10 protein-coding genes are annotated in these 12,207 nt (G+C 63.5%); 2 read left to right on the top strand and 8 right to left on the bottom strand.

Translation table 11 applies throughout. From position 1 onward, the window contains the following. The first annotated feature begins 99 nt into the window (after positions 1 to 99). The gene (locus M5J06_RS01560) at positions 100 to 504 is read left to right on the top strand and encodes a hypothetical protein (protein WP_154762065.1); all 405 of its coding nucleotides are present in this window, start codon (positions 100 to 102) and stop codon (positions 502 to 504) included. Here M5J06_RS01560 and M5J06_RS01555 read toward each other — a convergent pair. The 8 genes from M5J06_RS01555 to M5J06_RS01520 all read right to left on the bottom strand — a co-directional run bounded on the left by M5J06_RS01555 (position 501) and on the right by M5J06_RS01520 (position 10,057). Then, entirely contained in the window at positions 501 to 2,957 is a 2,457-nt protein-coding gene (locus M5J06_RS01555) for a bifunctional lysylphosphatidylglycerol flippase/synthetase MprF (protein WP_250223791.1), read from the bottom strand. The genes M5J06_RS01560 and M5J06_RS01555 overlap by 4 nt on opposite strands. Then, complete coding sequence (locus M5J06_RS01550; protein WP_250223790.1) at positions 2,944 to 4,197, bottom strand: alpha/beta hydrolase; 1,254 nt, start codon at positions 4,195 to 4,197, stop codon at positions 2,944 to 2,946. The genes M5J06_RS01555 and M5J06_RS01550 overlap by 14 nt, the downstream gene beginning before the upstream one ends. Positions 4,198 to 4,287: 90 nt before the next feature. Beyond that, positions 4,288 to 5,412: a cysteine desulfurase family protein gene (locus M5J06_RS01545; protein ID WP_250223789.1), complete on the bottom strand. Its 1,125-nt coding sequence runs from the start codon at positions 5,410 to 5,412 to the stop codon at positions 4,288 to 4,290. Further along, positions 5,412 to 6,371: an electron transfer flavoprotein subunit alpha/FixB family protein gene (locus M5J06_RS01540; protein ID WP_070561702.1), complete on the bottom strand. Its 960-nt coding sequence runs from the start codon at positions 6,369 to 6,371 to the stop codon at positions 5,412 to 5,414. Before M5J06_RS01540 ends, M5J06_RS01545 begins: the two co-directional genes overlap by 1 nt. A gap of 11 nt (positions 6,372 to 6,382) precedes the next feature. Continuing rightward, on the bottom strand, positions 6,383 to 7,183 hold the full coding sequence (locus M5J06_RS01535; protein WP_250223788.1) for an electron transfer flavoprotein subunit beta/FixA family protein: 801 nt from the start codon (positions 7,181 to 7,183) through the stop codon (positions 6,383 to 6,385). Between the two features lie 34 nt (positions 7,184 to 7,217). Continuing rightward, complete coding sequence (locus M5J06_RS01530) at positions 7,218 to 8,369, bottom strand: THUMP-like domain-containing protein (RefSeq protein WP_250223787.1); 1,152 nt, start codon at positions 8,367 to 8,369, stop codon at positions 7,218 to 7,220. A gap of 12 nt (positions 8,370 to 8,381) precedes the next feature. After that, entirely contained in the window at positions 8,382 to 9,209 is an 828-nt protein-coding gene (locus M5J06_RS01525) for an NUDIX hydrolase (protein ID WP_070531149.1), read from the bottom strand. A gap of 50 nt (positions 9,210 to 9,259) precedes the next feature. Further along, positions 9,260 to 10,057, bottom strand: coding sequence for an ABC transporter ATP-binding protein (locus tag M5J06_RS01520; protein WP_369815762.1), 798 nt, complete (start codon positions 10,055 to 10,057; stop codon positions 9,260 to 9,262). 108 nt (positions 10,058 to 10,165) lie between these two features. Between M5J06_RS01520 and M5J06_RS01515 the strand changes: the two genes are divergently transcribed. After that, entirely contained in the window at positions 10,166 to 12,172 is a 2,007-nt protein-coding gene (locus M5J06_RS01515) for a maltotransferase domain-containing protein (RefSeq protein WP_250223786.1), read from the top strand. The last annotated feature ends 35 nt before the right edge of the window (positions 12,173 to 12,207 follow it).

The raw sequence follows: 12,207 nt of genomic DNA, 5'->3' as shown, positions 1-12,207 counted from the left end.
CCCAGCAGCAACAACCGCTGCTACACTGCGCATCAAATTCACCACCGATCGCTTAGCCACTGACAGCGCCACAGACTGATACCGAAGAAGGACAGCTCCATGGATCAGAACGCCGAGCCCTCCGCGCCCCAGGCTTTCCAAGAATCCCAGGAATCAGGGCTGCCTTTACGCCGTGGCCTGGCAAGAGTCTTCAACGAGAAACTCGCCTTGTGGGGATCCATCACCATTCTGTGCGGCTGGGCGCTTGGGTTCCTCTCACTATTCGTCGCCGATGCCGTCGAGGAACCCGCCTCGGCCCTATTCGGTTTCTTCGGAATCTTCGCCTTCATTGGGCTGTGCTTCGCCACCCCGGTTCTCGCACCGCTCTTTGCCTTTCTGGGCTTCAAGTCGCTCTTATCCGATGAACCATCCTCGCGCAGGAGGACCGCCTTCTTCGCACTTGTGCTAGCAATCCTGAGTATCGTGCCCATCGTTGTCTACTTCGGGCCGAAGTTCATGTTCTAGGTGCCACGGCTCTGGGAATCGCGCAGTGCTTGGCGACGCTCCTGCAGCCACGTCTTCACCGCCCGGGCGGCGTCAGCTGCGCTCATGTCGGGTACGTAGGCGTGGACGACGGCCAAGCCGATGGCAGGCAGCGCCAGCTCATCGTTGTAGGCTAGGTACCACTTGTGCTCTTCCGGCTGGAACTTGCGTTTGGAGGCAGCCAGGCTGCGGAAGCCGTAGAGAGGCTCCATTTCTTCGCCGAGGCGGGTGAGGAGGGCGTCGAGAAGCCCGGGTTCCTCTGGTGTACCTGACAAGGGCGCGCCGGAGAGTGAAATCCAGGCACAGCCTTCGCCGGCGGCAATGATCATGGCCTCGGAAAGGAGCAGCTCGATAGCGCCCTTGAAGCCGTGGTCGGCGCGGCGCATGACGTCGAGGGTGTAGCCCACCACGCTGCCGTTTTCGCGAACAGGGAGCCAGGATGTCACGCCGTGCAGCGTGCCGTCCTCCCCCAGCGCGAGTAGTAGTTTGGTGCCTTCCTCCCGCAGCTCTTTAACACCGCCCAAAGTAAAGCCCATCTCCGGGAGAGCTTTGTCAGAGACCCATTCTTCGGAGAGCTCCGCAATCTTGTTGCGGGTGGCAAGATCAAGGTCCTTCCACTCCGTCCACAACGTGGTCACGCCCTCCTTGCTGGCCTTGTTACGGGCCGTGCGGATGTTCTGGAATTTCTTGCCTTTGAACTCGGTGTTAGAGGTGTCCAGGACGGCCTCCTCAGCTATTTCGAGACGGCGGAAGCCTGGGCGGGTGAAGCTTTCCCGTACCGAGTACCAGGCTGGGCGCCAGCCTTGTTCGCGGGCGAATTCTTCGAAGGCGGCTGCGGTGGCCTGCGGGTCATTGCCCACTGGCTCGCCGAGGCTGAGCGCAATCCCGTTGTGGACGCGGTAGGCCACGTAGTTGTTAGCGGCGAAGAAGTAGCGGTTTCCCTTCCACAGGGTCATGGCGGAGAGGTGGTCGCCGCTACCCTGTTCAAGGATGGCGCGGGCGCGCTCGCGGGCCTCTGCGGCCTCAGGGTTCGCTGGTGTCGCAAACATTCGGTAGGCCGCCCAGGCGGTGTACATCCAAAACAGTGTGCCGACCCACTCGTAGAGGGCCCAGGTCAGCCACGTGGTCGGCGCGAGCTTGAGCGGTAGCAGCGTGGCCACAACTGGTGGGACGTAGCGCAGTGGGAGTTCGGCGAGGATGGTGCCGGCGGTGGCTGACTCGACGAAGCCGCCTTTGAAAAGCAATGCTCCGAAGAACCAGAGGGCAGCCGTGATGACGAAGACAACCGCAATCTTTACTGCGGACTTGCCCAGTGCGCGGGCGCTTTCGTGGATGTGGAATACGCGGCGGTTCCAGACGAGTACGACAAGGCATGCGGCCCAGGGCAGCACCACGGCGGCGAGGTTAACGCCGTAGAGAACAATGCCGTCCTCGCCGAAGTCACGCAGCTGCACCAACAGCACCGCGATGACCAGGAGCTGCACCGCACCGGACAGCCACCAGGCCAGGCGGCGTCCGCGGATCAGACCGAAACAAAGCACGAGCTGGATCAGCAACGGCATGAGGCTGGCGATGACCGGTCCAACGCCGTGGACGCGGGCAACATCGAGAGCAGCTAGGCAGGCCTGGCCTGCAGGGGCATCTTGGCATACTTCAGCGGCATGGTAATTAGCAGAGTTAAAGGACCACATGAGCCGCGTAACTTGGCTGAACGGGCCCTCCGCCAATGGGTCAAGCGCCACGAAGACTGGGCCGATGGCCACAATGCCGAGGACGAGTGCGGTAAGCACGCGGCGTTCAGGAACCGAGGCGCGGCGAAACGCTGAGGGGCGTTCGGCCTTCGTATTCGGCGCATAGACCGCCCACAGAATGCCGGCGAGGATTGATAGCGCGGAAGCGGTTACGCCGAGGACGTCACTAAAGGTGCCACCGTAAAGCGCCATCGTCACGGTGAGCGCCAGGATGGACAGGCGCACACGACGCTGCCACAGGCGCGGCATCCACGCGGAGGTGAATCCCGCCGTGCCGACAATGAAACCGATAGGTGACAGCGCGGTGGCACTGAGCAGGTCATCGCCCCAGCGGTTAAGGCCAACTTCCTCAATGCCGTGGGCAGCCACGAAAGCCACCGGAACTGAGACGAGTTGGGAAACCACGCCGACGCCGAGAGTTTTCAGGGAGCCGAGTGTGCGTTCCGCCGGGAGGACGAAGCCCAGAGCCATGAACGTCAACGCCACGACGGCACCTAACGTGCGGCCGGTCAGGCCCATGCTGACAATGGCATCACTGATCCCCTTATCCAGCGCGTTAAGGACAGCGAGCAGCCACATCACTGCAATAAGCAGCCAGGCGACGGGTGCGCGGCCAAGAATCGCAGTAATGGTGCTGGTGGTGGTTGTGGAACTAGTGACGGTCTCAGTATTAGCGGTGGACATCGGAATTCTGCACTCCATCGAAGGGATCGGTGATGTCGGTGAGCCCGCCGCGGCGGGCAATCCAGGCGAAAGTCTCACGCAGGGCTGGGCGCCACACCTCGAAGGAGTGGCCGCCTGGACGGGAGGTATAGTAGGTGGCCATGCCGGCTTCGCGCGCGGCATCGCTCAGTTGGCTGAGTGCTTTCACCGCGGCAGCGTCGCGATTTCCGGCGATGAAGATTGATTGGTGGTCGGGGTACTTTTTCGTCGCTAGCAGGTGTGCGGGATTAGCGGCTTGGTAAGCGGCTTCATCGCCCCCATAAAACTTGGCCACGGTATCAACGTGCTTGCCAATGGTCGGTTCCGCCTCGCCGGAGATGTCGACGGCATTGCCATAAGCGTCTGGGTGGTTGGTGAGGATCTGCAACGAACAGGTTCCTCCGTAGGACAAACCAGCAACGGTCCACTGCTGTTGATTTTCGTCCACGCGGAAGGCGCTCTTGATGCCCTTCGGCACGTCGATAGCTAGGTACGTCATGACCTTAGCCACGGAAGAGTCGGCGCAGATGGGATTGGCGGTCTCGCTACCAGTGGCGTCGACCGCCACGACGATGGGACTTAGTCCCCCATTGGCGCGCTGGAAAGCATCGGCGGTTTCGGCCGCCTCGCCAGAGCCGAACCACTGCTCGGGCCCACCCGGGTTGCCGTGGAGCAGGACTAGGACGGGAAGATTCATATCCTTCTTGCTCCAATAGGCCGGCGGGATGTAGGCAATGGCCTGGCGTGCGGTGAATCCTGACTTGGTACCCGGAAGATCTAGGTGCACAATCGCAGCGGAATCCGCGGACTTGATGGCCTTGAATTGGCCGTAGTCCATCTCCTGGGCCACCGGCGTGGGATCGAGCGAGGCGATGTCCGGATAGGACTGGTACTCCATATTGGCCAGGCCAGCCACCGCAAGTGCCGAGAATGCTGCTATCACGGCCATAAGGACACGTCGGCCCGCATGGTGAATGAGGGAGATGAGCCCCGCGATGGGGACCAGCCCGGCAACGAAAAGGTAGAACGGAACATCCCAATGCTTAAGCGCGAAGTAGGCCACGGTGGCAATGACTGCGGCGAGAAGGAAGGACACGAAATCGCGTTTGTGCAGGCGCCATGCGATGAGAATCGCGCTGATGCCCAATATGGCGATGTAGATCCCACCGTTCACGGGATCCGTCAGCGGTAAGCCCAGCACGGACTGGATGAAATTATTCACGGATTAAACTTAGACCCGCGCCGAGCCGAAAGCGCTGTAGTCTCCCTGTGAATATGCCCGAATAGCTGTGATCTTGATTGAATACTTGCGCTAAACCGAACGAGCGCGACGAATGAGCTCCGGAAGCTCTGCCAGGACGGCGTCAATGTCCTCGTCGGTGGTGAGGCGCCCCAGGCTGAAGCGCAGGCTGCCGCGACCGTGTTCCTCGTCGATGCCCATGGCCTCGAGCACGTGGGACATGCGGTTAACGCCCGCGTGGCAGGCGGAGCCGGCGGAGGCTTCGATACCGGAGGCGTCGAGAAGCATGATGAGGCTGTCACCATCCGTGCCCGGGAAGGACACGTGGAGGTGAGAAGCCAAGGTGGGCTCGACGGAGTTGATGATGACGTTGTCGATGCTGGACTCGATGCCGGCCTTGAGCTTATCGCGGAGTGCGCTCAGGCGAGCGGTCTCCTGCTCCATGTCCGCGACAGATTCACGCAGAGCCGCGGCGAGTGCGCTCGCGCTGGCCACGTCCACGGTGCCGGGGCGGATGCCACGCTCCTGGCCGCCGCCGAAGGCAATGGGTTGAGGCGCCGGGGTGCGGCGTGCGAGCAGCAGGCCGATGCCGCGGGGCCCGCCGAACTTGTGGGCGCTGGCCGCCAATGTGGTGGCACCCAGCTCATGGAAATTGATGGGCAGCTTACCGGTGACCTGCACAGCGTCGATGTGCACAGGGGTGCTCTGCGCGGCGGCGCGCTGAACAATGTCTGCGACCGGCTGGATGGCGCCGGTCTCGTTATTGGCCCACATGCAGGTGGCCACCGCGGCCGGGGTATCCAGGGCTGCGAGGTCGCTGACGTGGCCGGTGGAATCGACCGGAAGCAGGTCAACGGTAGCGCCGTGCTCAGCGCGGAGCTTGTCCACGGTCTCCAGGACGGCGGGGTGCTCGATGGGGGTCGAGATGATGTGCGGTGTCGTATCCGACCCCGCACGGAAGAGACCCTGAATGGCAATGTTGTCCGCCTCCGTGCCGGAGGAGGTGAAGACTACCTCGATGGGTTCGCAGCCGAGCAGCTCGGCGACAGTCTCGCGGGCGTCATCCAACACGGAGCGCGCCTTGCGGCCGGAGCCATAAGCCGAGCCGGGGTTCAGGGACCCGGCGGCGTCGACCCAGGCGTCGATGGCGCACTGGCGCATGGGTTGGGTAGCTGCGTAATCGAGGTAGCGAGGCATTAGTTGCCGGCCCCCTTGCGGGACTCAAGCTCGGTGACCAGCGCCGGGGCGATCTCGTGGAGGTCACCCACCACGCCGAGGTCGGCGATCTGGAAGAACGGCTCGTCCTGATCCTGGTTGACCACAACGATGGTCTCCGAGGTCTGCATGCCGGAGGTGTGCTGGATAGCGCCGGAGATGCCGAGGCCGATGTAGAGCTTCGGGGAGACGGTCACGCCGGTCTGGCCCACCTGGTGGGCCGGGTCGTAGAAGCCTTCGTCCACGGCGTCGCGGGTGGCGCCGACGGCGCCACCGAGGACGTCGGCAAGCGGCTCCACCACGTCGGCGAACTTGTCGCCCACGCCGCGGCCGCCGGCGACGACGACCTTCGCGGAGGTCAGCTCCGGGCGGGCGGTCTTCTCTGCCGGGGTGAAGGAGGTGACGGTGACGTCCTTCGCGGTGGCGGCTGGCAGCTCGAAGGGCGCGGGTGCCGCGGTGACCGGCTGGGGTTCAGCAGCCACGGAGCCAGGGCGCAGAGTGTAGACCACAGAGCCGGTGGCCGTGGAGGAGGTCTCGTAGGAGCCGCCGAAAATGGTGTGGTGTGCGGAGCCGTCAGCGTTGATGCCGTCGACGTTGACCAGGGCGCCCGAGCCCAGGCGGGCGGCGAGGCGGCCGGCGATCTCGTTGTTGGTCGGGGTGGCTGCCAGCACGATGGGCGCCGGGTTATTGGCGGCCAGGGCGTGGAGGGCGTCAACCTCCGGGGTGACGATGCGCTGCTCATAGTCCGCGGCGGTGGCCTGAACTACCTGGGCTGCACCGAGGTTGCCCAGCTCGGCGTCGAAGGAGGCGGCGGTAGCGGCATCCTTGGCCACGACCACGGCGGAGACGGTACCGAGTGCGCGGGCGGCGGTAATCAGCTCGCCGGTAACGGGGCTGAGCTGCTCTGCTTCGTGCTCAACCAGGACATAAACGTGAGACATGTGTTTTCTCCTTAACCCTCGATGAGATTCTTGGCGGCCAGGAAGTCCGCGATCTTGGCGGCAGCCACGGCCGGATCAGGATCGGTGATGACCTCACCGGCGGTGCGGGCCGGGCGCTGCGCTGAGGCGGTAACCGTGGTGGTGGACGGCACGCCGTCGATGCCCAGGTCCGAAACAGCGAGCGTGGTGACCTCAGCCTTCTTGGCGGCCATCAGGCCCTTGAAGTTGGGGAAGCGCGGCTTGTCGGCCTTATCCGTAAAGGACAGAATGGCCGGCAGGTTGGCCTCAAGTTCCCAATGGCCGTGGGCGTCCTCGCGGGTGCCGGTGGCGGTGGCGCCGGCCAGGGAGGCTGCCTTGAGCTCCGTGAGCGCGGGCAGCTGGCGGTACTCGGCCAAGAGCCCAGCGAGAAGGCCGGTGGAGGCGTCCGAGGAATTATTACCCAAGGTGATGACCTGAACCTCACCGAACTTCTCAGCCACCTTATTGATGGCGGCGTTAAGGACCCAGGCGGTAGCCAGGGCGTCGGCGCCGGCGAGGGCGTCATCCGTCACGTGCACGGCGTGGTCCGCGCCCATGGCCAGGGCCTTGCGCAGGGCCTCGTCGGCAGCCGCCGGGCCCATGGTGAGTGCGACGACCTCGTAGCCGGCATCAGCGTTGTCGTCGCGCAGGCGCAAGGCCTGTTCGACGGAGTACTCGTTGACCTCATCGATGACGTTATCCACCGAGGTGCGGTCCAACGTGTGGTCCGCCTCGAGGGTCTTCGTTGACCACGTATCCGGTACGTGCTTGACCAGAGCCACAATGACTGGCATGTGGGCACTTCCCCTTCCGTAAATTTTGAAACTATTAGGGTGCGTAATTACCTTCGGACGATACTACTCGCGGTCCACACAACACCGCGACTCCCTTCGCACCAATGCGCGTGACCACGAGGGTTTTGGCCGTTGAACCCTTAAGCTTGAGCTTCTTGCGCAACTGATCCGGGTTCACGTCTTGCCCGCGTACCAGGATTTCCAGCGAGCCAACATCATGGGCAACCATGGCCGCCTTGAGCTTCTTCATGGGGACCAACTCGATGAATTCAAATCCGGAGGTGCCGTGAGGCAGGCGGTCACCAGTGAGGTAGGCAATGCGCGGGTCCAGCTGGTGCAGGCCTTCCCGCGCGGCGTAGTGGCGCACCAGCCCGGCGCGCACGATGGCGCCGTCGGGGTCGATGAGAAAGCGGCCGATGGGGCCGGCGTCGGGAAGCTCGTGCTCTGCGATGCCGTCATCAATGACGTCCGTGGTCACTCCTTCGGGCGTGGTGTTGAGGACCACTGCCCTCTTCCCCGTTCCCAGGCCCGGGGTGTACAGGCAGGTTTCCTTCACCCCGCCGTCGAGGCTGACCACGCAGGCCAGACCTTCCCATTCGGAGTGGTCGATTCCCGGCGCGCATTTGATGGCCATCTCACCGTGGGTGTCCAGCAGATCTGCCGGTGGTGGTAGCAGTTGGTCAAGCCGGGTGATGCGGTTGCCGCCTTGGCGCCGGGCGGGATCGGCGATGCAGACCTGGGCGGTCGTCGTTGTTGTCAGCGCATCTGCGCGAAAGACGGGGTGCTCAATATTGTGCCGCGCCATGGCCACGCGTGAGGCGTCGAGGTCGCTGCCCACATAAGCGCCGGGGCGATAAGCCTGCCCCTCGGTGCCGATGGAACACGTGAGGTCGTGGACGAGGTCCACGTTGCGCTCCTGGAGGAATTGTGCGCGGTAGGCCGCCACCGCAGGTGGCGTGGCCTGTTGTGCAGAGTCGTGGTCCATGAGCCAATCCTGCGGCAGCTTTCCGGAGCTGCGTGCTTGGATGAGTTCGGCCACGGCACGCCCATAATCACCGAACTGTGCTTGCAGCTTGGCGACGTCCCTCAGGTGCGCCTTCTTTGTTCCCTCCAGGTCCGCCGCGGCGGCGTCGATGGCGGCTGCATTCTCGCGCAGGAAGGCGACTTCGTCCAGGGTGTAGCTCATGGTGTGCTTTTTCTAGATGCGGTTGACGGGGAATGTGGTGAAGTACTCGCGGTAGCGTTCATCGTCCCGGGGATCCCCGATGATGGGGCGCAGATCGGAGAAGGAGGCATCGTCCAAGACTTCCTTGACGCTGGAATAGGACGTGAGGCGCTTGAGCTGCGCCCAGGTGGGGATGGCTAGGCGTACCAGCCCGGCGCGCCAGCCGTCGAGTACCAGCTGTGGGTCGAACCAACCGGCGTCATCGGCCTCCCCTGTTTCGCCATCCGGTTCTTGGCCCTCGGGCAGCACACCGATGAAGAAAAAGGTGTCGAACCAGTGGTTATTGTCCTCGCCTGCCCAGCGGGACCAGGGAAGGAACATGTCGGCGTCGACACGCATGCCGTTGTGTTCAAGGAATTCGGTAAAAGAAATCTCGTGAGATTCCAGTAGCTCGCGCTCGCGGTGATAGCGCGAGGCATCAGAGACCAGGCCGTCTTCGCGGATGGCCAGCAGCGTGCCGGCCTCTTCGAAGAGTTCCCGGGCCGCGGCGAAGACAAGGGCGTGGGCCTTGTACTTGGTGACACCCATGCGGCGTGCCATGGACACCACTGAGCGGCCTGCCCACAGTTCGCCGGAGTCCCAGGTGCGGGGCGGGAAGTCACGCGGGTCTACCCCGCCGCCGGGAAACACGACGTGGCCGGGGTAATTGCGCATGGTGCGCACGCGTTCCTGGATCCACACGCGCAGGCCCTCTGCGGTATCGCGCAACAGGAGGACCGTAGCGGCCAAGCGTGCCCCATTGAAGCCGGTGGTTTCGCCAGGGTCGATGGCGTCAAGGCTGTCGTGGATGGACTGGCTCATGCAACTTTCCGTGTCCGCGAAGGAGCAGAATTCTTGAGGTGAACTAAAGATTAGCGGGTGCGCCGGGCGAAGTACCGCTCCCCAATGCGGTCCACCTGGATGGGCTGGTGGAAGGCCTTGGAGAGGTTTTCCGACGTCAGGACAGAATTAATGAGTCCTTTGGCCACGACCTTACCCTCATCCAAGAGCATCGCATGCGTAAACCCGTAAGGTATTTCCTCCACGTGGTGGGTGATCATGACAATCGCCGGGGCATCCGCATCGAGCGCTAGGTCCCCGAGGTAGCCCACCAGGTCCTCGCGTCCACCCAAGTCCATGCCGGCGGAGGGCTCATCCAGGATGAGCAGCTCCGGGTTGGCCATGAGCGCGCGGGCGAGGATGACGCGCTTCTTCTCACCTTCGGAGAGGGTGCCCCAGGTGCGCTTGGCCAAGTGGGATGCGCCGACCTGAGCCAGGATGTCATCGGCGCGGGAAAAATCCATGTCTTGGTAGTCCTCACGCCAGCGGCCGAGCACGGCATAGCCGGCGGAGACCACGAGGTCATCCACGCGCTCGTTGTCCGGGATGCGGTGCTGAACAGCGGCGGAGGAAATGCCGATGGCGGCGCGCAGATCACGCATATCCGTCTTACCTAGGCGCTCCCCCATCAGGTATGCCACGCCGGCGGAGGGAAACTCTTCGGCGGCGGCCATCCGCACCAGCGAGGTCTTGCCCGCGCCGTTGGGGCCGATGATGACCCAGCGTTCGTCGAGCTCCACCTGCCAGTCGATGGGCCCCACCAGCGTGCGCCCACCCCGTCGCAGTTCGACGCCGCGGAAGTCAATCAACCAATCTTCGTCGGTGTCCATAAGTTCAGGGTCTTGCTGGCTTTGTTGCTCTGGAGTGTTCACACGCACCATTGTGGCCGAAACCTTCCGCCCCCGGTGAAACTGACACAGCTGCATTATTCTATGGGCATGACTCAACGCCTTGGTATCGACGATGTCCGCCCTTCCCTCTCCAGTAATGCAGCCTCGAAGGCCGTAGTCGGAGAGGTCGTTCCTGTTACCGCGCTGGTGTGGCGTGAGGGCCACGATGCCGTCGCCGCGACGCTGTCGGTGTGGAACACTGACTCCCCGTCCACTTCTGCCGTGACCATGACGGTGGACCCGGAGAACCCGGATCGGGTCCACGGCGTGTTTAGCCCGGCCACTGCCGGCCGCTGGTTCTTCCGCGTCGACGCCTGGTCCGATCCGATGTCCACCTGGCGCAACGCGGTGGTCAAGAAGATGGAGGCCGGGCAATCCGCACAGGAGCTCAGCAACGATCTCTTGCACGGCGCCGAACTTTTCGAGGAGGCGGCAATCCAGTGCCCGAGCGACAAGGCGGATCCGCTCTTTAAGGCGGCGAAGGAGCTGAAGGATGAAACGGGGGACGTCGACAAGCGCGTGCGCACCGCGCTGTCCGACGAGGTCGCGGACGTCCTCCACCACCACCCCCTGCGCCACCTGCTGGTGGAGGGTGACATTCACGAGGTCCTCGTGGAACGCCGCGAGGCCCTCTACAGCTCCTGGTACGAGCTCTTCCCACGCTCGACCGGCGGTTGGGATGACGAGGGCAACCCCGTGCACGGCACGTTTAAGACCACGGCACAGGCGCTCGAGCGTGTGGCAGCCATGGGTTTCGATACCGTCTACTTCCCGCCCATTCACCCCATTGGCGAGGTGCACCGCAAGGGCCGCAATAACTCGGTGGTGGCTGAGCCCGGTGATGTGGGCTCGCCGTGGGCCATCCAAGATCACTCCACCACGCACCCGGACCTGGGCACCATGGAGGACTTCAAGGAGCTGGTTAAGAAGGCCGCCGACTTGGGCCTGGAGGTGGCGCTGGACCTGGCGCTGCAGGCCTCCCCGGACCACCCGTGGGCTAAGACCAATCCGGAATTTTTCACCGTCCTGGCCGATGGCACCATTGCCTACGCGGAGAACCCGCCGAAGAAGTACCAGGACATCTACCCGCTGAACTTCGATAACGACCCGGATGCCATCTACGCGGAAATCTATCGCATCGTCATGATCTGGATCGAGGCCGGCGTGCATACGTTCCGCGTGGACAACCCGCACACCAAACCGGCTAACTTCTGGAATTGGCTGATTTCCAAGGTGCATGTGACTCACCCGGAGGTCATCTTCCTCGCCGAGGCCTTCACCCGCGCCCCACGCCTGTTTGGCCTGGCCAAGGCTGGATTTACGCAGTCCTATACCTACTTCACGTGGCAGACCTCCAAGCACGAGCTCACCGAATTCGCGCAGATGCACGTGGAGCAGGCCGATATCTGCCGCCCCAACCTCTTTGTCAATACCCCGGATATTCTCCACGAATCCCTGCAGACCGGTGGGCGCGCCATGTTCGCCATTCGCGCTACGCTGGCTGCGACTCTCTCCCCGCTGTGGGGCGTGTACTCGGGCTTCGAGCTCTACGAGCACCAGGCCGTCAAGCCGGGCAGCGAGGAATATCTCGACTCGGAGAAGTACGAGCTGCGCCCGCGCGACTTCCAGGCCGCCGTCAAGTCCGGTGATTCCCTGGAATCCTATATCCGCCTGCTCAACCTCATCCGCCGCGAAAACCCGGCCCTCCAGCAGCTGCGCACGCTGCGCTTCCACAACACGGATAACGAGGCCATCATCGCCTACTCCAAGGCCGATCCTGCTACCGGCAACGTAGTGCTCGTGGTGGTCAACCTGGATCCGCGCAATGCTCAGGAGGCCACGGTCTTTGTGGATCTGGCCGCGGTGGGCCGCCATCCGGGTGAACACTTCACGGTGCAAGACACCATCAGTGGTGCCGCCTACGAGTGGTCCGACCGCAACTTCGTGCGCCTGGAGCCGCTGCGTGACGTCGCCCACATCTTCATCCTCCCGCCAGCCCACCATGACCTGCAGGAGCGCATTGCCTGGCGCCGGGTGAACGACTACCGCGCCTAGGTTCTTAGGCCCCTGAAACCCCGCGCTGAACCCGT

The organism is Corynebacterium intestinale (genome assembly GCF_023574125.1).
Taxonomy (GTDB): Bacteria; Actinomycetota; Actinomycetes; order Mycobacteriales; family Mycobacteriaceae; genus Corynebacterium; species Corynebacterium hesseae.
The sequence above is the reverse complement of the archived record's forward strand: the minus strand, read 5'-3'. Positions and strand labels throughout refer to the sequence as shown.

Coding starts and splice junctions, on each gene's coding strand:
- M5J06_RS01540 (WP_070561702.1), bottom strand. CDS start 6,371: ATGTCTCACGTTTATGTCCTGGTTGAGCACGAAGCAGAGCAGCTCAGC.
- M5J06_RS01520 (WP_369815762.1), bottom strand. CDS start 10,057: ATGGACACCGACGAAGATTGGTTGATTGACTTCCGCGGCGTCGAACTG.
- M5J06_RS01555 (WP_250223791.1), bottom strand. CDS start 2,957: ATGTCCACCGCTAATACTGAGACCGTCACTAGTTCCACAACCACCACC.
- M5J06_RS01545 (WP_250223789.1), bottom strand. CDS start 5,412: ATGCCTCGCTACCTCGATTACGCAGCTACCCAACCCATGCGCCAGTGC.
- M5J06_RS01535 (WP_250223788.1), bottom strand. CDS start 7,183: ATGCCAGTCATTGTGGCTCTGGTCAAGCACGTACCGGATACGTGGTCA.
- M5J06_RS01525 (WP_070531149.1), bottom strand. CDS start 9,209: ATGAGCCAGTCCATCCACGACAGCCTTGACGCCATCGACCCTGGCGAA.
- M5J06_RS01530 (WP_250223787.1), bottom strand. CDS start 8,369: ATGAGCTACACCCTGGACGAAGTCGCCTTCCTGCGCGAGAATGCAGCC.
- M5J06_RS01515 (WP_250223786.1), top strand. CDS start 10,166: ATGACTCAACGCCTTGGTATCGACGATGTCCGCCCTTCCCTCTCCAGT.
- M5J06_RS01560 (WP_154762065.1), top strand. CDS start 100: ATGGATCAGAACGCCGAGCCCTCCGCGCCCCAGGCTTTCCAAGAATCC.